This is a genomic window from Burkholderia sp. BCC0097, from assembly GCF_902832985.1.
Lineage (GTDB): Bacteria > Pseudomonadota > Gammaproteobacteria > Burkholderiales > Burkholderiaceae > Burkholderia > Burkholderia orbicola.
The window spans coordinates 1-21,890 of record NZ_CADFDM010000018.1 but is presented as its reverse complement, the minus strand read 5'-3'; the positions used below and the strand labels follow the sequence as shown (position 1 = coordinate 21,890).

Sequence of the window (21,890 nt, the reverse complement as noted above, 5' to 3'; positions counted from 1 at the left end):
GCACGATCGACGCGTAGCGCCACGTCACTGCGCCGGCGGCACGTACGGCCGGAAGCGCACAACCTCTTTTCCGATCCAATCGTTCAGCTCCCGGAGCCGCGCTTTCAGCGGCTCGATCTCGAGGTCATTGAACACCCCGGCCGCCTTCTGCACGTCACCGAACCCGCCCGCGTTCGACGGGATGATTCCCATCAGTTGCGGCGGCACGCGGTGCGCCGCAAGCTGATCCTCGACCGTCACTTTTTTGATGTTCCAGAACTCGTCCTTCGCCGCGACCTCGCCGATCGGCAGGAGCTGGATGCCGTCCTTCTTCCCTTTCGGCGCGTACATGAACAGGTTCCGGAAATTGCCCGGCCCCTTCGCGTTCTTCAGCGCCGAGCGCAGGTTATCGACGTCCTCCTGCTTCTCGGCCGCGTCGGTCATGTACAGGATGAAGCCGGCGTGGCTCCCGTTCTTGTAGTAGCGCCGGCGAAACAGCGTCGCGCTTTCGTTCAGCCAGGTCGAGTTCAACGCCGACAGGTATTCGGGGAGCCCATAAATCTCCTGGTTCAGGTCCGGCTCGTACAGGTGATAGACCGAGCCCTTCGGGAACTCGTACGGCTCGCGCACGTTCGTCACGAACCAGTATTGATCCGGCTCGACGCCGACCCGTGTGTACTTCGCGAGCGACGACTTCAGCGCCATCGGCGCGCCGAGCTGGTTCGTGCGCAGCTCGAGGTAGCTGTTCGCGAAGACCAGGTACTCGAGCACGTACCGGCTGAAGTCGGCACGCGACAGCAGCGGATGCTCGATGTACGACTGCACGAGGATGTTGCGCTTCACGTAGATGGCCGAGCTGTGGTGTGGCGCGGCCCGAAACGAACGCGCGAGGCCGTCCAGGGGCAGCGGCGGCTCGTACCAGTTCCCCATCCGCATGCACTCAACGTACTCGAGCAGCTCGCGCCGATCCATCACTTCGATCGGATCGCCAAACGAAAACACCTCCGCACGCGGCGCCGGCGCCGGCGTGGACTCGGCGGCCTGCTCGGCACGGCCATGCGTGCGGCGCCCGGCACCGCGTCGATACTTACCTGCCATCAAAAATCTCCATGAATCCGGTATTGGTGCCCGTCGCGCCCTCGAGCGGCTCGTTCGCGAGCGCGTGCATACATGCCCAGGCCAGGTCGCCGTGGCTCGCCTCTTCGGATCGGCTCGCCTTGTACGTGACCTGCAGCCCGCTGGGCGTGATCGTTTTCTTGATCGCCATGAACGCGGCGGCGAGATCCTTCCAGCCGGTGTCGAACTCGAGCCGGCCCTTGCGGATCACGTTCTGCGCCTTCATCACCAGCGCGGTCTTGATCTCGACCGAGTAGTGGAACGGCGTCGCGGCCGGGAAAAACTTCGTGACGAGCTGATAGACCCCCTGGCCGATCCCCGTCGTATCGATGCCGATGTACGTCACGCGGTAGCGCTGGGTCAGCGCCTCGATCTGCGCCGCCTGCGCTTCGAAGTCGAGGCCGTGCCACTGGAACCGCTCGAGCACGCGGAACTTGCCGCCGGGATACTTCGGCGGCGCCAAGACCACGCAGCCCGCGCTGTCGCCCGTGTGCGACGGGTCGTACCCGATCCACACCTCTTCGTCGCCGAACGGGCGCATGTACAGCGGCTTGAAGTCGTCCCACACCTCCCACGTGTCGACCATGCACGTCTGCAACGTCGCGAGAGGAAAGACCGACAGCGAATCGTCAATGAACTGGCAAAGCAGCAGGTTCGCGTATTCGTCCGCGCTGTATTCGAGCTTCAGGCGTTCGAGGTCGAACAGGTTGCAGCCGCCGCGCACGGCGTCCTCGACGGTCACGATCTGCCGATACTGGCCGTCCGCGCACGCGCGGCCCGCCGCAAGCGCAGCGTTCGAGATGTCGATCGAAACGCGCTGATCCTTCGGTCGGCCGCGGTTGAACAGTGCACCGGACCAGAACGGGTAAGCGTCGTGCGCGAGGCTCGACGGCGTCGAGAAATACGTCTGGCGCCACTGCGAATGAATCGCCATGCCGGACGCTACCTTGCGCAGGTCTTGGAAACGCGGAACCCAGAAGTATTCGTCGAAATAGAGGTTGCCGTGATAGCTCTGCGCGGTGCGCGCGTTCGTGCCGAGGAAGTACAGCGTCGCGCCGTTCGGCAGCACCATCGGATCGCCCTTCAGCTCGACGCCGACCGCGTCCTTCGCGAACTGGACGATGTACTGGCGGAACACGTGCGCCTGCGCCTTGCTGGCCGATAGGAAGATCTGATTGCGGCCCGTGTTCAGCGCATCGAGCAGCGCTTCGCGCGCGAAGTACCAGGTCGCGCCGATCTGCCGGCTCTTCAGGATGTTGCGAATCCGCTCTTTGAAGCCTGCCCGATACCAGGTGCGCTGATAGTCGAAGATCGATTCGAGGAACGCATCGTTCAACTTCTCGATCTGCTCTTCGCTGAACGCGTTGCGGTCGTCCGAGCTGCGCGACCGGCGCGTGCCGCCACCGCCCCCGGATTCGCTCACCTTTGCATCGTTCGCTGGTCGCGAGCGCAACCGGTCGAGCTGACGCGTCAGCAGGTCGATCTCTTTGAAGTCGCGCCCTTCCTTCGCCTCCTTCGTGACGAGCTTTATCAGCTGCGCCTCGATCGTCATGTTGACTCGCTCAACCGGCTCGGTCTCGTCCCATCCGTCGCGCTTTTTCCAGCTATAAAGCGTGGCCGGCTTCACGCCGAGCAGCTCGGCGATACGCGCGATGCGATACCCCTGCCAGTACAGGTCGCGTGCGCGTCGACGTGGATCAACGTCGGATGAATCAATGGGAAGTGCAGTCATGCAGCAAGGCTACCGACGCGCGCGCGTAGGCCCTACTGCATACGGTTGTATCGGTTGCGCGCACAACCAACATGCGTTGCGACTCCGGTTCGAACTGTCGAAACTGGAATCCCTGAACACAGCCCCCTCTCAGCGGATTCGCACATGGCACAGGACGCAAAGAAGACGAAGTTTTTCCGGATCGCGACCGAAGGCGCGACGACGGACGGCCGCACGATCGATCGCGCGATGCTCGAACAGATGGCGAGCAGCTACGACCCGAAAACGTACGGCGCACGCATCAACATGGAACACATTCGCGGCTACACCCCGGATAGCACGTTCCGCGCGTATGGCGACGTGATCGCGCTCAAGGCAGAAGAGCAGGACGGAAAGATGCGCCTGCTCGCGCAACTGTCGCCGACTAAAGACCTGGTCGCGCTGACCAACGAGCAGCGGCAAAAGGTCTACACGTCGATGGAAGTCGATCCCGATTTTGCCGGCACGGGTGAGGCGTACCTCGTCGGTCTCGCCGTCACCGACAACCCGGCAAGCCTCGGCACGGAAATGTTGCAGTTCAGTGCGAAGCACAAAGCGTACGACGCACGGAAGCAGCGCCCGGAAAACCTTTTCAGCGCCGCCATCGAAGCCGACATCGAGATCGAAGACGAGGATGCACCGCCGCGTACCGGTGATGCCGGCAAGTCACTGTTCTCGAAGGTACGCGGCCTGCTGAACCGCAAAGAAGCAACCGATGACCAGCGCTTTTCCGACCTCTCGCAATCGGTCGTCGCGCTCGCAGAAAGCCAGAGCCAGGTGCTCGAGCAGCTCGAGAAATTCAACGCGAACGTCGACGAGCTGAAACGCGCGCAGAAGGACGGCGAGAAGCGACACAGCGAGCTGGTCCAGAAGCTTTCGCGCACCGACAGCAGCCCGCAACAGCGGCCAACGTCGACGGGCAGCGACAACGGGGCGCAGACCGACTGCTAACCCGCCCTCATCCCATTTCCCCAAGACGGAGAACCCATGCGGAACACTACCCGCGAGCAGTACAACCGGTATCTGGCTCGCATCCAGGAACTGAACGGCATCACCGATGCAACGAAGAAGTTTTCGGTCGCGCCGAGCGTGCAGCAAACGCTCGAAACCAAGATTCAGGAATCGAGCGCATTCCTCGGCCGGATCAACATCCACGGCGTCGAGGAAATGGAGGGCGAGAAGATCGGCCTCGGCGTATCCGGTCCGATCGCGAGCCGCACCGACACGACCAAGCGAGCGCGTGAAACGCGCGACGTCTCGGCACTCGACAACCAGAAGTACCGTTGCGAAAAGACGAACTACGACACGCACCTCCGCTATCAGCAACTCGACGCGTGGGCGAAGTTCCCGGACTTCCAGGCACGTCTGCGCGATTCCATCATCGTGCGTCAGGCACTCGATCGCATCATGATCGGCTGGAACGGCGTGAAGGTTGCGGACGATACCGATCTCGCCACGAATCCGCTGCTGCAGGACGTGAACATTGGTTGGCTGCAGCAGTACCGCAACAACGCGAAGCAACGCGTGTTCGCGGGTGTGAAGATCGGCAAGGGCGAAGAATTCAAGAATCTCGACGCTGTCGTCTCGCTCGCGCGCAACGAGTTCCTCGACCCCTGGTACGCCGAAGACCCGAACCTCGTCGTGATCTGCGGCCGCGAGCTGCTCCAGGACAAGTATTTCCCGCTCATCAACCAGGCGCAGCCGTCGACCGAAACTCTCGCAACCGACATCGTCGTATCGCAGAAGCGCGTCGGCAACCTGCCGGCCGTCAGCGTGCCGTACTTCCCGCCGCATGCGCTGATGGTCACGCGCCTGGACAATCTGTCGATCTACTGGCAAATCAGCGCGCGCCGGCGCTCGCTGAAGGAAGTGCCCGAGCGCGATCGCATCGAGAACTATGAAAGCTCGAACGATGCGTACGTCATCGAGCAGTACGGCGCCGGCTGCGTGGTCGAGGGCATCGAGTTCGTCGACGCTGCCCCGGCCGCTCCGCAGGGTGGCGCATGACGAACCCGTTCCGCCAACACTTCCAGCGCACCGTCGCGGCCACGGCCGCGCGCGGCACGCCGACGAGTGTCGGCGGGCTGCGCGACGACTCGGCATATACGCTGATGCTCGCGCAGCTCGACGAACACCGCCGCGCGCTGAAGGCTGTCGAGTCGCTCGAGCGCAAAGCCGACCTGAAGCGTCAGTTTCTGCCCGCATACGACGCGTGGGTCGCCGGCGTGCTGGACGGCGCGGCCGGCGCCCAGGACGACGTGCTGATGACGATCATGGTCTGGCGCGTCGACGTCGGCGACTACCAGGGCGCGCTCGAGATCGGCGCGTACGCGCTGCGGCACGCTCTGCCGCTGCCCGACCAGTACAAGCGCAGCACGCCGTGTCTGCTCGTCGAGGAATTCGCCGAGGCCGCGCTGCGCGCCCATCGCGCCGGCGATGCGATCCAGGTCGAACCGCTCGTCGAGATCGACCAGCTCACGGCAACGGCCGACATGCCCGACGAAGTGCGCGCGAAGCTGCACAAGGCGATCGGCTATGGCCTCTCCGCTTCCGATCCCGCGCGCGCCCTCGACCATCTACGCCGAGCGCTGCAGCTCTTCGCGAACGTGGGCGTGAAGAAGGACATCGAGCGGCTCGAGCGCGAGCTGAAAAATTCCGCCAACGGGGGCCAGTCCGGCCCCGGTGGCTGACACCGAGCGTACCCCGCGCACCAGGCGGCACGGGGCCGTAGCCGGCACTGTCCGCGCGAAAGCCCCGTCCACCGCCTCTACCGATCAACCTGACGAACCCGACCATGTCCTTTGTCTCGACCCCGCCGCTGCCGCGTGCGCCAGCGGATGCGGAACCCGCAAAGCCGATCAAGAACGATCCGTTCTATCCGGATGTGTCGCTCGAGCACGCGCGCGACACGATGCGCCTCGACGGGTCAATCACCGACGCCCGTCTGCGGCACGAGCTGCTCGCCGCGATCGCCGAGGTAAACGACGAGCTGCGCAGCGCACGCGCGGCGTGGCGCGATGCCGGCATCACCTGCCTGGCCGACGCGCCGGCCGACCAGCTCGACGGCGAAAGCGTACGGCTGCAGCACTACCGGCGCGCGGTGTATTGCCTGGCGAAGGCGACGCTCATCGAGCGGTACCGCGACTACGACACGACCGGCGACGGCGCACGCCGCGCAGACGAGCTCGAGCCCCAGGGCGACGAGCTGCGCCGTGATGCCCGCTGGGCCATCAGCGACATCGTCGGCCGCCCTCGCGTGACGGTGGAGCTGATCTGATGGAAGTGCGGGCGCTCCAGGGGGAAACGATCGACGCACTTTGCTGGCGCGTGCTCGGCCGCACGCGCGGCGTCGTCGAAGCGGTGCTCGACCTCAACCGGGACCTGGCGCAGTACGGCCCGATCCTGCCTCACGGGCTGCTCGTCGAGCTGCCCGACGAAGTACCGCAAGCGGCGCAATCCGGCGCCGAGCGGCTCCAGTTATGGGACTGAGAATGGCTGAACCTATTTCCACGTCGTCCGCGACGGTCGCGGCGCTCGGCGTCGCCACGCTGTCGCTGTTTCCCGGCGTCGACGCCAACGTCGTCATGGGCGCGTTCGCCGGCTCGCTGCTGTTTGTGATGACGGCCGCCGATCCGTCGATTCCGAAGCGCATCGCGTTCTTCGTGATCTCGTTCGTCGCCGGGTGCCTCACGGCCGAGCTGTTCGCCGCCGCGCTCGACGCGGTGCTGCCGGCCCGCGTCGAGGTGCACGCCGGCATCGGCGCGCTGATAGCATCCGCGCTCGTCGTGAAACTGCTGCTGTGGCTGATCGCCCAGGCCGACGCGCCCGATCGGCTGCTGAACGTGTTCAAGGGGAGGGAAAAGTGATGCTCACGACCGTCTACGTGCTGCTGTGCGCGGCGCTCGCGCTGCGCCTCGTGACCTTCCGCCGTGGCACGAGCGCCCACCGGCCGCTCGCGGCATGCCTGGCGTACACGATCGCGGTCGCCGCCGGCGCCGCGCCGATCCGCGCCGCGTTCGGCATGCTGCCGCCGGCGAATCTTGCCGACACGGTGCTGGTCGGCGTCCTGTGCCTCGCCGTGTACGGTGTTCGCGGCAACGTCGTCGAGCTGTTCCACCGTGGCAATCCGCGCGACTCCGTGATCGCGCGCGTGCTGCAATTCAAGGTATGGGGGCGCCATGTATAAGACCCTGCGCCTCGGCGACCGCGGCGCCGACGTCAGCTACCTGCAGCGCCAGCTCATCGCAGCCGGCGCGCGCCTCGACACCGACGCAATCTACGGCAGCGCAACCCGTAACGCCGTGGTGGCGTTCCAGGCAACGCACGGGCTGGTCGCAGACGGCATCGCCGGCCCGAAGACCTGGTCGACGCTCTCGGCCGGCCGGCGCGATCCGCGCCACCTCACCGACGCCGACCTGCAGCGCGCGGCCGATCGGCTGCAAGTCGATCTCGCGGCCGTGCGTGCCGTCAACGAGGTGGAATCGAAAGGCGCCGGGTTCCTGCCTGACGGGCGGCCCGTGATCCTGTACGAGCGGCACATCATGTACCGCCAGCTCGCGGCGGCCGGCCTGGATGCGGACGCGCTGGCGGCGAAGTATCCGGCCCTGGTCAACCCGAAGCGCGGCGGCTACGCCGGCGACGCGGCGGAATATGCGCGCCTGGCGAGCGCGTCGCAAATTTCGGCCGCCTGCGCGCTCGAAGCGACGAGCTGGGGCGCGTTTCAAATCATGGGCTTCCACTGGAAGGCGCTCGGCTATCCGGACGTGTTCGCGTTCGTCGAGGCGATGAAGGTCAGCGAGGCCGAGCAGCTCGAGGCATTCGTCCGCTTCGTCCTGGCTGACAAGGTAATGCTCGCCGCGCTGCGCGGTAAGAAGTGGGCGAAGTTCGCCGAGCTGTACAACGGCAAGGCTTACGCAGAGAACCTGTACGACGTGAAGCTCGAACGGGCCTTCGATCGCTACAGCCGGGCGGCCGCGTGACGACTGGCGCACGTATCGTCGTCGCCGGCGCGATCGCGCTCGCCGTAGCTGCCGTCGTCATCGCGATCCAGCATGCGCGCCTGGTCGACGCCGGTCAGCGCGTCGACGATCTCGCGCGCGACGTGCGCGATCGGACGGCCGAGCGCGACGCGGCACGCCGCGACGTGAAGGTCGTCACGCAGTACGTCGACCGTGTCCAGGTCGTCCGTGAGAAGGGCGACACCATCATCAAGGAGGTTCCCGTCTATGTGGATCGCGAAGCGGATCGCGCCTGCGTTGTTCCTGTTGGGTTTGTGCGCGTGCACGACGGCGCCGCCGCCAACGTGCCGGTGGGCGATCCCGGAAGCGCTGATGCGGCCCCCTCGGGCATTGCGCTCTCTGCCGTCGCCGCAACCGTCGCCGGCAACTACACCACCTGTCACGAAAATGCCGAGCAACTGATCGCGCTGCAGGCCCGGGTACGCGACACGGAGGAACCGGCGCCATGAACAAGCCCAACAGCCTGCGCGCGGCGCTTACCGCCGCCCTGCCCGAGTTCGCGCGCGATCCCGACCGGCTGCACATCTTCATCGAACACGGGTCGATTGCCGTCACCGCCGCGAAGTCGCTGTCGTTCGAATATGCGTACACGCTCGACATCGTCGTGACGGACTACGCCGGCCATTCGGATCACCTTATTGTCCCGATCATCGCCTGGCTGAAGATCCACCAGCCCGAGCTGCTGCTCAACCGCGACCTCTGCCACGACGGGTTCAAGTTCCAGGCCGAGCTGCTCGACAACGGCAAAACGGACGTCGAGATCCTTCTGAAGCTGACCGAGCGCGTCGGCGTGATCGAGCAACCGGGCGGCTACGAGATTCGCCACTTCGGCGAGCCGCCGATCGCGGGGACCTGATGGTCGATCGACTATCCCGCGCCGAAGACTGGGCGTCCGGCCTGCTCGGCCAGCTCACGGCCGCGCAGCGCGCGGTCCTGGCGAAGGGGCTGGCCGCCGAACTACGCCGGCGCCATTCGCGGCGCATCGCCGAAGCTCGCAACCCGGACGGCAGCCGGTTCGCGCCGCGCAAGCCGCAGGCCCGGCGCAAGAAGGGCCGCATCCGGCGCGCGATGTTCGCGAAGCTGCGCACCGCGCGCTTCCTCAAAACCGCGTCGACCGCCGACGCGTCGGTGCTGCATTTCACGCGCCAGGTCGAACGCATCGCGCGCGTGCACCAGGAGGGTCTGCGCGATCGCGTCGAGCGCAACGGCCCGGTCGTCCAGTATCCGGTGCGCGAGCTGCTCGGCCTGGCCGATGCCGACGTCGACCGAATCGCGGACGTCGTTCTCGACTTCCTGTCGCGATAGCGCGACGCTCCGTCCGCTCGTCCTGGGTCACGGTTGTTAACCAGCCGTGTACAACCCTTTTCGCATGACCGCCTCCCGCGCGCGCGGCATCCTTGCCGCATGGATGATTTTGCTGACCTGAACCGCCGCCTCGAAAGCCTCCTGCGCGAGGGCACCGTGATCGAAGTCGATCACGATGCCCGCCGCGTACGCGTGGAATCCGGTGGCCTGCAAACCGACTGGATTCGCTGGCTCGCGCAGCGCACCGGCGACAGCATCACGTGGGACCCGCCGTCCCAGGGCGAGCCTGGGCTGCTGTTCTGTCCGTCCGGCGAACCGACGACGGGCCTCTTTCTCCCGGGCGTGTATTGCGACGGCCACGACTCGCCCAGCTCGAGCCCGACGCAACACGTGCGCGTCTACCGCGACGGCGCACGCATCCAGTACGACTTCGCCGCGCACGCGCTCACCGCCACGCTTCCGGCCGGCGCCACCGTCCAGGTCATCGCGCCTGGCAGCGTCACGGTCGAAACCAAAACCGCAACCGTCAAGGCGAAATCGGTCACGCTCGACGCCGACGATACGACCGTGACGGGCTCGCTGCTCGTGAAGGGACCGCTCACGTTCGAATCGGGCGCGACCGGCAAGGGCGGGGGCGGCGCCGGCAGTGGCGGCCCTGTGATCGAGATTCAGGGCAGCGCGCACTTCACAGGCACCGTGACTGCTGACGTCGACGTGAAGTCGCGAGGCGTCAGCCTGGTAGAGCATCCGCACCAGGCGCAGGGCGAATTCGCCAAGACTTCGAAGCCGATCGCAGGTGGCGCATGAACGGCATGAACGCACGCACCGGCCGCGCGATCGCCGGCCAGGCCCACATCGAGCAGTCCGTCGCGGACATCCTGTTCACGCCGCTCGGCACACGCGTGATGCGCCGCGAGTACGGTTCGCTGCTGCCCGAGCTGATCGACGGCCCCGTCAATCCCCTGATGCGCATGCGCGTCATGGCGGCGTCCGTGATGGCGCTGGCCCGATGGGAGCCGCGCATCCAGGTCAACCAGGTGGACTTCGGTAGCACGGGCATCGACGGCGGCGCCGTGCTCGAGCTGCAAGGCGAGCGCACGGACGGCCCGCGCGCGGGCACCGCCTTCTCCATGCGCCTACCGGCGACGAACGGGCGAGGTGCTGCATGAGAACCACGCCGATCGATCTGTCGCAGCTCCCGGCACCGGACATCGTCGACGAACTCGACTACGAAACGATCCTGGCCGAGAAGAAAGCGCGCCTGGTCTCGCTGTATCCGAAGGAACAGCAGGACGAGATTGCCGCCACGCTCGAGCTCGAATCCGAACCGATGGTGAAGCTGCTGCAGGAAGCCGCATACGACAAGATGCTGCTGCTCGCGCTCATCAATGAGAAGGCACGCGGCATTCTGCTCGCGTACGCGAAGGGCAAAACGCTCGAGCACATCGGCGCCCTCTTCGACGTCGACCGTCTGCTGATCTCGCCGGGTGACCCGGACCAGGGCATCGATCCGGTCTACGAGGACGACGACAGCCTGCGCGAGCGCATTCAGCTCGCGCCGCGCGGTTTCTCCGTCGCTGGCCCCGATGATGCGTACGTGTTCCATGCACGTTCCGCTGACGGGCGCGTGAAAGCGGCCACCGCCTACAGCCCGTCGCCGTGCGTGATGATCGTCACGATCCTGTCCCGCGAAGGCGACGGCACGGCCAGCCAGGAGCTGATCGACATCGTAAAGAAGGGGCTGGAAAAGAAGCGACCGCAGGCGGACGAGGTCATCGTGCAGAGCGCGAAGATTGTCCGGTACGCGATCCGCGCGACGCTGCGATTCTTCAACGGACCGGATCGCGCGGTCGTGCTCGCGGAATCGCTGAAGAAGACGCAGCAATTCACCGATTCGATGCATCGGCCGGGCTCCGAGGTCACATTGGACGGTCTGTACGCGGCAATGCGCGTCGCCGGCGTCCAGAAGGTGCTGCTCGACACGCCGGCCGCAGGCGTGCCGATCGCGATCGACCAGGCGCCGTACTGCACGGGTATCGAGCTGATGGACGGTGGGGTGGCCGATGAATAAGCCGGCCGTCTCCCTGCTGCCGCCGAACGCGACCGTGCTCGAGCGGCGCCTAGCCGAAGCCAACGCGGACGTGCTCGACATCCCGGTCGAAATCGACACGCTGATGGACCCGGATCGAATCCCGCTGCGCTTCCTGCCCTGGCTCGCATGGCACATGGGCGTCGATACCTGGCGCGATGAATGGCCCGAGCAGGTGAAGCGCGCACGCGTGAAATCCGCGATCCGGATCGCCCGCAAAAAGGGCACGGCCGACGCCGTGCGCGACGTGTGCGCGTCGTTCGGCGCCAACGTGGTGATGCGTGAGTGGTTCGAGAAAACGCCGCGCGGCGTACCGGGCACGTTCGAGATCGTGATGACGGTCGGCGCGCGTGACGGCGTGCCGGCCACCGCGCAGTACGTCAACGACATTCGCGCCGAGGTCGATCGCGCGAAGCGCGGCACCGCCCACTACACCTTCACGCAGGGCTTCAGCATGCACGGCTCGATCGGCGTCGCATGCGGCGTGCGCGCGGCCGTCTATCGCCGCCTCTCTCTCACGGACTAACGAACATGGCTGGAAACCTCATCTACATTACGGACGCCGGCCGCGCCGCACTGGTGTCGCCCGGCAACACCGGGACCACCGCGCACCAGGTCACGCAGATTGGCCTCGCCACGGCGGCCTTCGTGTTCAAGCCGGACATGACCGCGATGCCGAGCGAGCTGAAGCGCATCACGACGTTCGGCGGCGACACCGTCGCGAAGGACACGATCCACATCGTGATCCAGGACGACACCGCAGACCAGTACAAGCTGTACGGATTCGGGCTGTACCTGGACAACGGCGTGTTGTTCGGCGTCTACGTGCAGAACGATCCGATCCTCGAAAAAGCGGCGACCTCGATGCTGCTGCTGGCCGCCGATACCGTGTTCGCGTCGATCGACGTGACGAAACTGGTTTTCGGGCCGACGTCGTTCCTCAATCCGCCGGCGACCACCGAGCGCAAGGGCGTCGTCGAGCTGGCGACGCAGGCCGAGGTCGACGACGGTGCGGACGACACGCGCGCCGTGACGCCGAAGACCGCAGCCGTGCGATACGCGCCGCTCGTGCGGCCGCAGCTCGCCGGCCCGGTCAGCGTCACGTCGACGGCGACGGACCAGGACGCGCAGTTCGCCGTCGCGGCGACGTCGGGCGCTCTCAACCGTGCGGCGAAGATCCGCTTTCACGGGACGTTCGCTGCTGGCACGGCGGACACCAACGCTCGCCTCATCGCATCGATCCGCGCCGGCTACGACGGCGGCACGTGGGGCCGGGAGTACCTCGACTTCTGGATCAACCGCACACCGAACGACGCGAACAGCGACGCGAACCAGGTCCGCGCGATGCGGATCACCTACGGCGGTCGGGTCGTCGTCGGCAACCGCGACGACGATGGCAAAACCGCATTTCAGGTTGGCGGCGATGGCGCGTTCACTGGCGGCATTTCGTCGTCGGGACTCGATGCGGGCGGCGCCAATATCCGACTGCGTAATGGTCGCGACGTGCTGCTGCGCAACGACGGCTCGAATTTCTATCTGCTGCTGACCAACAACAGCGACCCGGGCGCGTCGTGGAACGCATACAGGCCGTTCACGATCAACGTCGCCACGGGTGCCGTGATGCTGGACGACACGGGGGCCGGAACGTACGTCGGCGGGCAACTGGCCGTCAAGGGCATGCTCAACGTCAGCAACGGAGCGAACGAGGCGCGCATGTTGCTCGGCCCGAGCGGCGGCTACTTCTTCGGCACGGCGAATGCCGCCGGCTTCTACCTCCCGTCGACGGGCGCAATGTTCGCGTTCGACTTCGCGAAAAAGAACCTGACTGTCGTCGGCAACGAAGTATGGAACGCGGGCAACCTCCCGAACCCTGCGCAGACGACGGGCATCACCATGTCCGGGCAGATTCTGGCCGCCGAAGGCACCGTGACGCGGCCTGGCTATTCGTTCGTGAACGACGGTGCACCGGACACGGGTTTTTTCCACATTGCTGATGGCGTGTTTGCCGTCGCGAACAACGCGCGTGAAACCATGCGGTTTCTGTCCGGTGGGGTGGCCAATCGCGTGCTCATCGGTTCGCCAAGCGACGACGGTCAAAGCTTGTTGCAAATCGGTGGGAACGCAGCGACGCGAGGGGTACATTGGTTCGGCACTGGTCCGATTGTTACGTGGTCGAACAGCGATGCGGGATGGGGATATTTCCGCTCGAATGGCAGTTTGTCGATCGGCAGTGAAAACACGAACGGTGCGCTTCAATTGATCGCGGGCAACGCAGAGATCGCGAGGCTCTATCCGGGCGGGCGGATGACGATCGGCGGAACAACCGACGATGGCGTGAATGTGGCGCAGGTCGCGGGCAGCATGCGCGCGGCCAACTACTTCATCAACGGGCAGGGTGCTGGCGACTCCGGTCTGATCGGCATCAACAAAGGAAGCAACGGACCGAACATCGCGTTCTACGGCAGCACGACGGCAGGTGGGGGCGCGCTGACGTTTAGCGCAGGCGGTACTGAGCGTGCGCGCGTCACGCCGTCAGGGAAATTCGTTGTTGGCGCAACGAGCGAGGACGGTAGCAGTGCCGTCGTACAGGCGAAAGGCCCGATTAAAGCGGCGAGCGGTGTCGGTGCGCTTGTCGCATCGAATGGTGGGGGTACGGATCAAACGTCCATCATGCTTCGACGCGAAGGTGGCCCGGCCGATCAAAAGCAGTGGGAAATCATGCACGACTCAGTCGGGTCGTTCGGCATCCGCACGGTGAATGACGCGTACTCCTCGGCTCAGAATGCAGTGCTGATTTCGCGCGGGCCGGGTTCCTCTGTCGGGAACATGAGTTTGATGCCGAGCGGCGGGCGCGTGTTGATTGGCGGCGCAGTTGACGATGGCTCGATTCTCAACGCGGAAGGGCTCGTACGCGGACGCGGATACGCTGTCGATGGTGGGGCGTCCTGGGCGACGATCTATTTCAAGAACGGCGCCAAGACGCGATTCGCGATCGGCAAAACCGACACCGACGACTTTGCAGTAACCGCATGGGCCGATGACGGTACCACGCAAACTAAGGTGTTGGACGTTGCCCGTGGAACGCAGGTCGTTTCATTCGCGAAGCGCCCGACGTGGGCGGCTGGTGCGGTTCCGTTCGACACCGGCAATTTCGACCCGAACACGAAGTTCAACAAGGCCGGGGACACGGCGACCGGCGACATCCGTGTCAAGCAGCCCAACAACACGGACGCACGCGGCTTTGTGCTCGCGCGCGCAGACGGCACGGCGCAGGCATGGTTCCACGGCACGATGAACGGCGGCTACTCCGCATGGGCGACGATGAAAGCGGACGGAGCGTGGCAGGCGAATGCCATCCTTGTCTACAACTCAGACAACCGAGTCGTTTTCAACACCGACATCCATGTTACGGCGCAATCGCGCTTCTATAACCGTCCAACTCTCAACCGCGACGGTTGGCAAGCCGATTTCGGCTTGCGCAATAACCGGCCCGGTTACGACTCGTGGACGTACTTGCGTGCGCGTGACGGAGGCGGCTTCGAATTCATCAATAACGCCTACAACGCCACGACGCTTTCAGTGGACGATTGGGGAACGCTCTATCTCCGTGGCGCGCAAATCCTGCAAACAGACGGGAACCTGAATCTGACGTGGCGCGGACGATTCCTGAGCGCGGAAATTGACGATATCTGGGGGAACATCAACGCGCGAGCCAGTGCGGGCGCACGTGTGCAGTGGGACTCCGGCGTGAACAACTTCGGCACCGTGGATCGCCTCAATGGCGCGTTGCCGGCTCCGTGGGTCGTTTGCGGATTGAGCGGCCCGGGCAACGGAACGGCAAACGCGATCACGGTCTATGGCGTAGTACTGAGGAACCAATGACGAACAATTTCATGCTTCATGTCGAGCAGGCGGCGTTCATTCTCTCGAAGAAATTCCCGCAGCTCGTCCGCTGCAAGGATTATTGGGTCGCGCACCCGGTCGACGAGAAATCGCTCGAGCAGACCAAAACCGCATGGGTGCCGATCTGGACGCCGACCGACATTTCGCCACCGACGCCAGCGGATCTGCTGCGCTGGTGGCCCGAGTTCCAGGAAGAGTTCGAGCTGACCGAAGCGGCCGCGAGCGTGCGGCGCCGACGCGACGAGCTGCTCTCCCAGGTCGATCCGCTCGTCGAACGTGCGGCCGACTCCGGACAGGCCGAGCTGGAAGCAGCCCTTCGACGTTACCGCGCCGAGCTGAGAGACGTTCCGCAACAGACTGGATTCCCGCTGGACGTCGTATGGCCGCAATCCCCCGTACCACTGAATTGACACACACCACCAGGAGTTTGAAATGGCAATCAAGAAAAACGTTGTTCTCGCACTGACCGGCGCGACGGCCGGCTACCACGTTATCGGCAACGTGACGCTCGACGTGTTGAGCGGGACCACGGTTGCATCGATCAACAGCTACGTGTCGGAGGAGACGTACAAGGCGGGCAAGCAACCGCTGCAGCTCTCGTCGACCATTTCCGTCGAAGGTGTACCGGAAGAGAACGAGGGGGCGGTGCCGTACATTCATCGTCGCCTGATCGAAGCGAAGCCGGAGGACGGGAAGTCGGCCGACGATCGACCGATGATGTACAACGCGCTCGACCGCTACATGCTGGCCGGTGGCGAGATCGTCGCGTAAGGCGGCATAGAAAGGAAAGGACGCGGCGACGTGCGCGATGCGGGAACATCGTGCACGCCCCGCACCAGCAGAGCATACCTGCAGGATTGGCCAGGGCCGCGACACCTCTCGAGAGGCGCCGGCATCCTAGCACAGGCAGGAATCACCCCATGCAGGACATCCGATGCGGAAGCTGTAACCGCAAACTTGGCGCCGGCGAATACGTCCGGCTCAACATCAAATGCCCGCGTTGCGGCGCATTGAATATTCTGAGGGCCGCGAGCCCCTTACCCGCAGGCCACCGAGCCTCCGATACGAGGGAATCGCCCCATGCAACACACCATCTCCGCTGATCTGATCAACCGCGTGCACCAGGCCGACGCCCTGAGCGTCATGCGCGCGCTGCCCGATGCGTGCGTCGACCTGGTCTTCACCGACCCGCCCTACTCGTCCGGCGGCACGACGAGCGCTTCGCGCAGCCAGTCTCCGTCGAAGAAGTACCTGGTCAGTCAATCGCAGGACCTCTACCCCGAATTCCAGCACGACAACAAGGACCAGCGATCGTGGACGTTCTGGTGCATGACGTGGCTCGCGGAAGCGTATCGCCTCTGCCGCAACGAAGCGCACCTGGCCTGCTTCGTCGACTGGCGCCAGTTGCCGAGCCTCACCGATGCGATCCAGGCCGCCGGCTTCACTTGGCGGGGCGTCGCCGTATGGGACAAGACCGGCGGCCGCACACGCCCGCGCGCCGGCGGCTTCGCGCAGCAGTCCGAGTTCCTGGTCTGGGCCACGAAGGGCGCCGTGCGCCGAGCCGACGTGTATCTGCCTGGCGTGTTCTCCGAGCGCCTCGCGCATCCGAAGCGCCACATGACCGAGAAGCCGGCGCAGCTCGCGCGCGACGTCGTGCGCCTGGCGCCGGCCGGCGGCGTTGTGCTCGATCCGTTCGCGGGGTCCGGCACGTTCCTCGCCGCAGCGAAGGAGGCCGGTTTGCACTGGATCGGTTGCGAGCTCGAGCCGACCTACCACCAGGTCGCGACCGCGCGCCTGGCCGAGCTGGACGCGTTGCCCGTCGCTGCGTAGCGACACCATGCAGCGGCTTCGGTTGTGCCCTGCCGCTGTACAACCTCCCGCGCGTGATCTCCGCGCGCGCGGAAGGCAATCTTTCGGAAGGCTCACTTCCGGGAGAAAAGCTTGCCTTCTGATTACCACCACGGCGTACGCGTCATTGAAATCAATGACGGTACGCGCCCCATCCGCACGGTCAGCACGGCCGTGATCGGCCTGGTCAGCACCGGCGACGATGCCGACGCTGCCACCTTCCCCGAAAACCGTCCCGTCCTCATCACGGACGTGCGCTCCGCAATCGGCCGCGCCGGCACGAAGGGCACGCTCGCGCGTTCGCTCGACGCGATCGCGGCGCAGACCTCGCCGCTGATCGTCGCCGTGCGCGTGCCGACCGGCAAGGACGCGGATGCAACGACCAGCAACGTGATCGGCACGACGACCGCGGACGGCCAGTACACCGGCTTGAAGGCGCTGCTCGCTGCGAATACCCGGCTCGGCGTCAAGCCGCGCGTGCTCGGCTGTCCGGGTCTCGACACTTTGCCGGTCGCGACCGAGCTGGCGACGATTGCGCAGAAGCTGCGCGGCTTCGCATACGTCAACGCTTTCGGTGCCCAAACGAAGGAAGAGGCCGTCGCCTACCGCGCGAATTTCGGCCAGCGCGAGCTGATGACGATCTGGCCGGACTTCGTGAACTGGAACACCACGACCAACGCCGAGGACATCACCTGGGCGACGGCGCGGGCGCTCGGCATGCGCGCGAAGATCGACGAAGAGACGGGCTGGCACAAGACGATCTCGAACGTCGTCGTGAACGGTGTCACCGGCATCAGCCGCGACGTGTTCTGGGACCTGCAAGACCCGAACACCGACGCCGGCTACCTGAACAGCCACGAGGTCACCACGCTGGTGAACGCGAATGGTTACCGTCTGTGGGGGGCGAGGACCTGCTCCGAGGACAAGCTGTGGGCGTTCGAGAACTACGTGCGAAGCGCACAGGTGATCGCCGACACGATGGCCGAGGCCCACATGTGGGCGGTCGACCAGCCGATGAGCCGGACGCTGATTCGCGACGTCGTCGATGGCGTGAACGCGAAGTTCCGGATGTGGAAAAACGCCGGCTACGTCATCGACGGCGAGTGCTGGTTCGATCCGGGCGCGAACGACAAGGATTCGCTGAAGGCCGGTAATGGCTTCATCGACTACGACTTCTGCCCGACGCCGCCGCTTGAAGACCTGACGTTCCGCCAGCGCATCACGGACCGCTACCTGCTCAAGTTCGCGGAAAGCATCGCCGTCTGACGGCTCGCCACTCACCATAGGAAAACGCAATGGCTCTGCCATCCAAACTCAAGAATTTCATCGTGTTCGAGGACGGTGTCTCGTACGTCGGCGAGGTGCCGGAAATCCAGTTGCCGAAGCTCACGCGCAAGATGGAGGCATATCGCGGCGGCGGCATGAACGGCGAGGTCGACATCGATCTCGGCATGGAGAAGCTCGAGCTGGGCCTCACGATGGGCGGCTTCATGAAGGAGATGTTCAGGACGTGGGGCACGTCGAAGGTCGACGGCGTCACCGTACGCTTCGCCGGCTCCTATCAGCGCGACGACACCGAAGCGGTCGACGCGGTCGAGGTGTACGTGCGCGGCCGCTACAAGGAAATCGACCCCGGCAAGGCCAAAGCCGGCGACAACGCCGACCAGACCGGCACGATGTCGCTCGCGTATTACCGCCTCGTCGTCAACGGCGAAACCCTGATCGAGATCGACTTCCCGAACTTCATCGAAATGGTTGGCGGTGTCGATCGCCTCGCCCAGCAGCGCCGCGCGCTCGGCCTGTAACCCCTATCCCCCTCACTTTCTAAGGAACGCCCATGTCTTTGAAACGAACCGACCCGCTGCCGCTCGACACCCCGATCGCGCGCGGCGAACAAAAAATCGATGCTGTCACGCTGACCATGTCCGGCAGCGGTGCGCTGCGCGGCGTCACGCTCACCGATGTCCTGCAGCTCGATGTCATCGCCCTGTCGAAGGTGCTCCCGCGCATCAGCAATCCGATGCTGACCGAGCAGGACGTGCTGCGCATGGACCCGGCCGACCTGGTCAAGCTCGGCACGGAGCTTGCCGGTTTTTTGGTACCGAACTCCGTGAAGCAGGACGCATCCCTCGATCCGTCGACGAAGTGATGGCCGACATCGCCCTCGTTTTCCACTGGACGCCTGACGTGATGAACGCCATGTCGCTGGATGAACTGATGACCTGGCGCGAGCATGCGCGCGTCCGCTACGAACGGGGCGATGAATGAGTGACCGTTCCCTGCGCCTCGAGGTCGTCCTCAAGGCGCTCGACCAGGCGAGCCGGCCGATCCGCGAGATCGCCACCAAGAACCGCACGCTCGTGAAGGAGCTGCGGGACTCCCGCGCGCGGCTCAAGGAACTCAACGATACGCAGCGGCGCGTCGGCGAGTTCCGCGAGATGCGCACGGGGCTCGCCAACACCGCGACGAAGCTCGCCGACGCACAGAAGAAGGTCAAGGAACTCGCGACCTCGTTGCGAGCGTACGGGCCGCCGTCGCAACAGATGGTTGCCGAGCTGGCGAAGGCGCGGCAAGCCTCGTCGAAACTCGGCGCCGCGTTCAAGAAGCAATCCGCCAGCGTCGACGAGCTGCGCACGCGGCTGACCCGCGCCGGCGTCGACACGGGCAAGCTCTCCCAGCACGAGCGCACGCTGCGCACCGACATCGCCGCAACGACCGGCGCGATCGACGCCCAATCGCGCCGGCTCGACGCGCTGAACACCCGTCAAAAGCGCATCGCGGACGCGCGCGCCAAGATGGGCGCCGCGCGCGGCGCAGCGGCAGAAATGGCGATCGGCGGATATGCCGCGCGTGCAACCGGCTCGCACATCCTCAACGATTTGCGCGAGCCGCTCGCCGAGGCGAAGAAGGTCCAGAACGAACGCGGCCGCATCCAGGGGCTCGGCCTCGGCGACCGTGCGACGCAGGATGCCGAGCGCTACGTCCGCGCGACGAAGACGCCAGGTGTTGCGATCGCAGAGAACATGACGCTGATGCGCGACGCGATGTCCATCTTCGCGGACGAGCATCACGCGCAGATGGTGATGCCGACGCTCGCGAAGATGAAGTTCGCGAACGAGGCGATGTTCGGTGCCGGCCAGGGGCACGAGAACGAAGAGAAGTTCATGAACATGCTGAAGGTGATCGAGCTGCGCGGCGGCACGAAAAGCGAGGCAGCGTTCAAGGGCGAAGCGAACATGGTCCAGCAGGTGCTGACCGCGACGGGCGGTCGTGTCGGCGGCGACGAGTGGCGCAACTTCATCCAGACCGGCAAGGTCGCGGCGAAGCAGATGCGCCAGGACGCGTTCTATTACCAGATGGAACCGCTGATTCAGGAAATGGGCGGACATGCGGCCGGCACCGGCGTGCAGGCCGCGTACAGCAACCTGATGCAGGGCAAGACGACCGTGCGTGCCGCGAAGCGCCTGGTCGAGCTGGGCCTGGTCGATAAGAAGTCGGTCGAATACAACACGATCGGCAACGTGAAGCGCATCAAACCCGGCGCGTTGATCCAGGGCGACCTCTTCAACGCGTCGCCGTTCGAGTGGATGGAGAAGGTGCTGCTGCCGAAGCTCAAGGCCAAGGGCATCACGTCGGACGCGAAGATCCTGGAGGAATTCTCCACGATCATGACGAACGGCAACGGCGCGAACCTGTTCGCGACCATGTTCATGCAGCGCGAGCAGATTCACAAGAACGAAAAGCTGAACCGTGGCGCGTACGGCATCGACAAGCTGCACGAGCTGGGCCAGAAACAAACCGAAGGGAAGGAGCTGATCGCGCTCGAGAAGGTGCGCAACCTGCGCACGGTCATCGGCGAGCAGGTGCTGCCCGTTTACAACCGCGCGCTCGAGCTGACGACGAGCGTGCTCGAGCGGCTGCTCGGCTTCGCGAAGGAATACCCGAATTTCACGCGTGCGGTCGCGATCGGCGCGGCCGGCCTCGGCGTGCTGCTCGCCGTGCTCGGCACGTTGACGATCGCCCTCGCCGGTATCCTGGGGCCGCTGGCGATCGTGCGCTTCAGCATGTCGATGCTCGGCATTCAGGGCGGCGCCTTTGTGCGCACGCTCGGTGCCAGCGCTGGCGCGCTGCGCGGCATTTCCCGCGCGGCGTCCGGCGCAGCCGCCGGCGTCACGGCCGCCGGCAAGGGCACGCAGTCTGCAGCCGGGCGCATCCGCACGGCGCTGTCGAGCGCATGGCAGGCGTCGTCGCCTCGAGCGGCGGCGTCGTCCCTCCGCACCTATCTCGCGTCGCTCGCGCAGCGCGTGCCGGCCGCGTGCCAGGCCGCGAAGGCGTCGATCCTGCAATGGGGCGTGTCGGCCGCGACCGCGATGAAGGATGGCGCCGGCGCTGCGCGGCAGTACACCGCCCAGGTGTGGCGCGCCGTCGCCGCGCAGGCGGCCGCGACACGCGCGGCTGCGGCGTCGCGCTGGACCGCAGCCCGGCAGTACGTCGGCCGGCGCGGTGCGGCCGGCATTGCCGGCGACGCCGCGCGCGGCGGCTTCAATCTGGTCAAGGGCGGCACGATGGGCGCGATCAACGGCGTGCGCGCGGCGCTCGGCGGGCTCGCGCAGACGCTGCTGTTCGTCGGCCGCGCCGCGCTGATGAATCCGATCGGACTGGTGATCGCCGGCATCGCGCTCGCCGCGCTCCTGGTCATCAAGTATTGGGAGCCGATCAAGGCGTTTTTCTCGGGCTTCTGGCAGGGGCTGACCGACGGCCTGCGCCCGCTCGCGCCGATCTTCAGCGGCGTGCTCGCGACGCTCGGCGCGGCGTTCGCGCCTCTGAAGCCCGTGTTCGACTGGCTGGTCGGTGCCGTAAAGAGCGCGTGGGACTGGATCAC

Annotated in this window: 27 protein-coding genes; 25 read left to right on the top strand and 2 right to left on the bottom strand. The window is 65.5% G+C overall.

Annotation, left to right across the window (positions count from 1 at the left end):
- Positions 1-24: 24 nt before the first annotated feature.
- Together HWX07_RS35785 and HWX07_RS35780 are read right to left on the bottom strand one after the other, a co-directional pair.
- Positions 25-1,077, bottom strand: coding sequence for a phage portal protein (locus HWX07_RS35785; RefSeq protein WP_027809299.1), 1,053 nt, complete (start codon positions 1,075-1,077; stop codon positions 25-27).
- Entirely contained in the window at positions 1,067-2,827 is a 1,761-nt protein-coding gene (locus HWX07_RS35780; RefSeq protein ID WP_175879417.1) for a terminase ATPase subunit family protein, read from the bottom strand. Before HWX07_RS35780 ends, HWX07_RS35785 begins: the two co-directional genes overlap by 11 nt.
- A gap of 144 nt (positions 2,828-2,971) precedes the next feature.
- On the opposite strand from HWX07_RS35780, the gene HWX07_RS35775 reads away from it, so the two are divergent.
- From HWX07_RS35775 to HWX07_RS35655, 25 genes are all read left to right on the top strand, one after another.
- Positions 2,972-3,796, top strand: a complete 825-nt coding sequence (locus tag HWX07_RS35775) for a GPO family capsid scaffolding protein (protein ID WP_036037038.1) — start codon at positions 2,972-2,974, stop codon at positions 3,794-3,796.
- A 36-nt stretch (positions 3,797-3,832) separates the two neighbouring features.
- Positions 3,833-4,852: a phage major capsid protein, P2 family gene (locus tag HWX07_RS35770; RefSeq protein ID WP_175879416.1), complete on the top strand. Its 1,020-nt coding sequence runs from the start codon at positions 3,833-3,835 to the stop codon at positions 4,850-4,852.
- Positions 4,849-5,535: a terminase endonuclease subunit gene (locus HWX07_RS35765; RefSeq protein WP_175879415.1), complete on the top strand. Its 687-nt coding sequence runs from the start codon at positions 4,849-4,851 to the stop codon at positions 5,533-5,535. The genes HWX07_RS35770 and HWX07_RS35765 overlap by 4 nt, the downstream gene beginning before the upstream one ends.
- Positions 5,536-5,639: 104 nt before the next feature.
- Complete coding sequence (locus HWX07_RS35760; protein WP_036037031.1) at positions 5,640-6,122, top strand: head completion/stabilization protein; 483 nt, start codon at positions 5,640-5,642, stop codon at positions 6,120-6,122.
- A complete protein-coding gene (locus HWX07_RS35755; RefSeq protein ID WP_012327677.1) occupies positions 6,122-6,334 on the top strand; it encodes a tail protein X in 213 nt (70 codons plus the stop codon). Before HWX07_RS35760 ends, HWX07_RS35755 begins: the two co-directional genes overlap by 1 nt.
- A gap of 2 nt (positions 6,335-6,336) precedes the next feature.
- Positions 6,337-6,711, top strand: coding sequence for a putative holin (locus tag HWX07_RS35750; RefSeq protein ID WP_012327676.1), 375 nt, complete (start codon positions 6,337-6,339; stop codon positions 6,709-6,711).
- Complete coding sequence (locus HWX07_RS35745; protein WP_014724682.1) at positions 6,711-7,031, top strand: phage holin family protein; 321 nt, start codon at positions 6,711-6,713, stop codon at positions 7,029-7,031. Before HWX07_RS35750 ends, HWX07_RS35745 begins: the two co-directional genes overlap by 1 nt.
- Positions 7,024-7,824, top strand: a complete 801-nt coding sequence (locus HWX07_RS35740; protein ID WP_175879414.1) for an N-acetylmuramidase domain-containing protein — start codon at positions 7,024-7,026, stop codon at positions 7,822-7,824. The genes HWX07_RS35745 and HWX07_RS35740 overlap by 8 nt, the downstream gene beginning before the upstream one ends.
- Positions 7,821-8,312 (top strand): hypothetical protein, encoded by a 492-nt coding sequence (locus HWX07_RS35735; protein ID WP_175879413.1) that lies wholly within the window; start codon positions 7,821-7,823, stop codon positions 8,310-8,312. Before HWX07_RS35740 ends, HWX07_RS35735 begins: the two co-directional genes overlap by 4 nt.
- A complete protein-coding gene (locus HWX07_RS35730; RefSeq protein WP_175879412.1) occupies positions 8,309-8,719 on the top strand; it encodes a phage tail protein in 411 nt (136 codons plus the stop codon). Before HWX07_RS35735 ends, HWX07_RS35730 begins: the two co-directional genes overlap by 4 nt.
- On the top strand, positions 8,719-9,168 hold the full coding sequence (locus tag HWX07_RS35725) for a phage virion morphogenesis protein (RefSeq protein WP_077180182.1): 450 nt from the start codon (positions 8,719-8,721) through the stop codon (positions 9,166-9,168). The genes HWX07_RS35730 and HWX07_RS35725 overlap by 1 nt, the downstream gene beginning before the upstream one ends.
- A gap of 99 nt (positions 9,169-9,267) precedes the next feature.
- Positions 9,268-9,975 (top strand): phage baseplate assembly protein V, encoded by a 708-nt coding sequence (locus tag HWX07_RS35720; protein ID WP_175879411.1) that lies wholly within the window; start codon positions 9,268-9,270, stop codon positions 9,973-9,975.
- A complete protein-coding gene (locus HWX07_RS35715; protein ID WP_006757099.1) occupies positions 9,972-10,337 on the top strand; it encodes a GPW/gp25 family protein in 366 nt (121 codons plus the stop codon). The genes HWX07_RS35720 and HWX07_RS35715 overlap by 4 nt, the downstream gene beginning before the upstream one ends.
- Positions 10,334-11,239, top strand: coding sequence for a baseplate J/gp47 family protein (locus HWX07_RS35710; protein ID WP_175879410.1), 906 nt, complete (start codon positions 10,334-10,336; stop codon positions 11,237-11,239). Before HWX07_RS35715 ends, HWX07_RS35710 begins: the two co-directional genes overlap by 4 nt.
- Entirely contained in the window at positions 11,232-11,783 is a 552-nt protein-coding gene (locus HWX07_RS35705; RefSeq protein ID WP_124637173.1) for a phage tail protein I, read from the top strand. Before HWX07_RS35710 ends, HWX07_RS35705 begins: the two co-directional genes overlap by 8 nt.
- Before the next feature lie 5 nt (positions 11,784-11,788).
- Positions 11,789-15,139, top strand: coding sequence for a phage tail protein (locus tag HWX07_RS35700; RefSeq protein WP_175879409.1), 3,351 nt, complete (start codon positions 11,789-11,791; stop codon positions 15,137-15,139).
- Positions 15,136-15,570 (top strand): phage tail assembly chaperone, encoded by a 435-nt coding sequence (locus HWX07_RS35695; protein WP_175879408.1) that lies wholly within the window; start codon positions 15,136-15,138, stop codon positions 15,568-15,570. Before HWX07_RS35700 ends, HWX07_RS35695 begins: the two co-directional genes overlap by 4 nt.
- 22 nt (positions 15,571-15,592) lie before the next feature.
- Positions 15,593-15,931, top strand: coding sequence for a hypothetical protein (locus HWX07_RS35690; RefSeq protein WP_035984600.1), 339 nt, complete (start codon positions 15,593-15,595; stop codon positions 15,929-15,931).
- 149 nt (positions 15,932-16,080) lie between these two features.
- Entirely contained in the window at positions 16,081-16,263 is a 183-nt protein-coding gene (locus HWX07_RS35685; RefSeq protein ID WP_175879407.1) for a Com family DNA-binding transcriptional regulator, read from the top strand.
- Positions 16,241-16,990, top strand: coding sequence for a site-specific DNA-methyltransferase (locus HWX07_RS35680; RefSeq protein WP_175879406.1), 750 nt, complete (start codon positions 16,241-16,243; stop codon positions 16,988-16,990). The genes HWX07_RS35685 and HWX07_RS35680 overlap by 23 nt, the downstream gene beginning before the upstream one ends.
- A 111-nt stretch (positions 16,991-17,101) precedes the next feature.
- Positions 17,102-18,274 carry a phage tail sheath protein gene (locus tag HWX07_RS35675; RefSeq protein ID WP_175879405.1) on the top strand — a complete coding sequence of 391 codons (1,173 nt, stop codon included), beginning with the start codon at positions 17,102-17,104 and terminating at the stop codon, positions 18,272-18,274.
- 29 nt (positions 18,275-18,303) lie between these two features.
- The gene (locus HWX07_RS35670; RefSeq protein ID WP_175879404.1) at positions 18,304-18,813 is read left to right on the top strand and encodes a phage major tail tube protein; all 510 of its coding nucleotides are present in this window, start codon (positions 18,304-18,306) and stop codon (positions 18,811-18,813) included.
- A gap of 32 nt (positions 18,814-18,845) precedes the next feature.
- Positions 18,846-19,157 (top strand): phage tail assembly protein, encoded by a 312-nt coding sequence (locus HWX07_RS35665; RefSeq protein WP_006757090.1) that lies wholly within the window; start codon positions 18,846-18,848, stop codon positions 19,155-19,157.
- On the top strand, positions 19,157-19,276 hold the full coding sequence (locus HWX07_RS35660) for a GpE family phage tail protein (protein WP_014724666.1): 120 nt from the start codon (positions 19,157-19,159) through the stop codon (positions 19,274-19,276). Before HWX07_RS35665 ends, HWX07_RS35660 begins: the two co-directional genes overlap by 1 nt.
- On the top strand, positions 19,273-21,890 hold a 2,618-nt coding region (locus HWX07_RS35655), incomplete at its 3' end, for a hypothetical protein (RefSeq protein ID WP_244130069.1). The genes HWX07_RS35660 and HWX07_RS35655, both read left to right, overlap by 4 nt.

Coding starts and splice junctions, on each gene's coding strand:
- HWX07_RS35720 (WP_175879411.1), top strand. CDS start 9,268: ATGGATGATTTTGCTGACCTGAACCGCCGCCTCGAAAGCCTCCTGCGC.
- HWX07_RS35670 (WP_175879404.1), top strand. CDS start 18,304: ATGGCTCTGCCATCCAAACTCAAGAATTTCATCGTGTTCGAGGACGGT.
- HWX07_RS35740 (WP_175879414.1), top strand. CDS start 7,024: ATGTATAAGACCCTGCGCCTCGGCGACCGCGGCGCCGACGTCAGCTAC.
- HWX07_RS35765 (WP_175879415.1), top strand. CDS start 4,849: ATGACGAACCCGTTCCGCCAACACTTCCAGCGCACCGTCGCGGCCACG.
- HWX07_RS35730 (WP_175879412.1), top strand. CDS start 8,309: ATGAACAAGCCCAACAGCCTGCGCGCGGCGCTTACCGCCGCCCTGCCC.
- HWX07_RS35680 (WP_175879406.1), top strand. CDS start 16,241: ATGCAACACACCATCTCCGCTGATCTGATCAACCGCGTGCACCAGGCC.
- HWX07_RS35750 (WP_012327676.1), top strand. CDS start 6,337: ATGGCTGAACCTATTTCCACGTCGTCCGCGACGGTCGCGGCGCTCGGC.
- HWX07_RS35770 (WP_175879416.1), top strand. CDS start 3,833: ATGCGGAACACTACCCGCGAGCAGTACAACCGGTATCTGGCTCGCATC.
- HWX07_RS35745 (WP_014724682.1), top strand. CDS start 6,711: ATGCTCACGACCGTCTACGTGCTGCTGTGCGCGGCGCTCGCGCTGCGC.
- HWX07_RS35760 (WP_036037031.1), top strand. CDS start 5,640: ATGTCCTTTGTCTCGACCCCGCCGCTGCCGCGTGCGCCAGCGGATGCG.
- HWX07_RS35685 (WP_175879407.1), top strand. CDS start 16,081: ATGCAGGACATCCGATGCGGAAGCTGTAACCGCAAACTTGGCGCCGGC.
- HWX07_RS35700 (WP_175879409.1), top strand. CDS start 11,789: ATGGCTGGAAACCTCATCTACATTACGGACGCCGGCCGCGCCGCACTG.
- HWX07_RS35665 (WP_006757090.1), top strand. CDS start 18,846: ATGTCTTTGAAACGAACCGACCCGCTGCCGCTCGACACCCCGATCGCG.
- HWX07_RS35780 (WP_175879417.1), bottom strand. CDS start 2,827: ATGACTGCACTTCCCATTGATTCATCCGACGTTGATCCACGTCGACGC.
- HWX07_RS35725 (WP_077180182.1), top strand. CDS start 8,719: ATGGTCGATCGACTATCCCGCGCCGAAGACTGGGCGTCCGGCCTGCTC.
- HWX07_RS35695 (WP_175879408.1), top strand. CDS start 15,136: ATGACGAACAATTTCATGCTTCATGTCGAGCAGGCGGCGTTCATTCTC.
- HWX07_RS35785 (WP_027809299.1), bottom strand. CDS start 1,077: ATGGCAGGTAAGTATCGACGCGGTGCCGGGCGCCGCACGCATGGCCGT.
- HWX07_RS35755 (WP_012327677.1), top strand. CDS start 6,122: ATGGAAGTGCGGGCGCTCCAGGGGGAAACGATCGACGCACTTTGCTGG.
- HWX07_RS35715 (WP_006757099.1), top strand. CDS start 9,972: ATGAACGGCATGAACGCACGCACCGGCCGCGCGATCGCCGGCCAGGCC.
- HWX07_RS35775 (WP_036037038.1), top strand. CDS start 2,972: ATGGCACAGGACGCAAAGAAGACGAAGTTTTTCCGGATCGCGACCGAA.
- HWX07_RS35660 (WP_014724666.1), top strand. CDS start 19,157: ATGGCCGACATCGCCCTCGTTTTCCACTGGACGCCTGACGTGATGAAC.
- HWX07_RS35710 (WP_175879410.1), top strand. CDS start 10,334: ATGAGAACCACGCCGATCGATCTGTCGCAGCTCCCGGCACCGGACATC.
- HWX07_RS35705 (WP_124637173.1), top strand. CDS start 11,232: ATGAATAAGCCGGCCGTCTCCCTGCTGCCGCCGAACGCGACCGTGCTC.
- HWX07_RS35690 (WP_035984600.1), top strand. CDS start 15,593: ATGGCAATCAAGAAAAACGTTGTTCTCGCACTGACCGGCGCGACGGCC.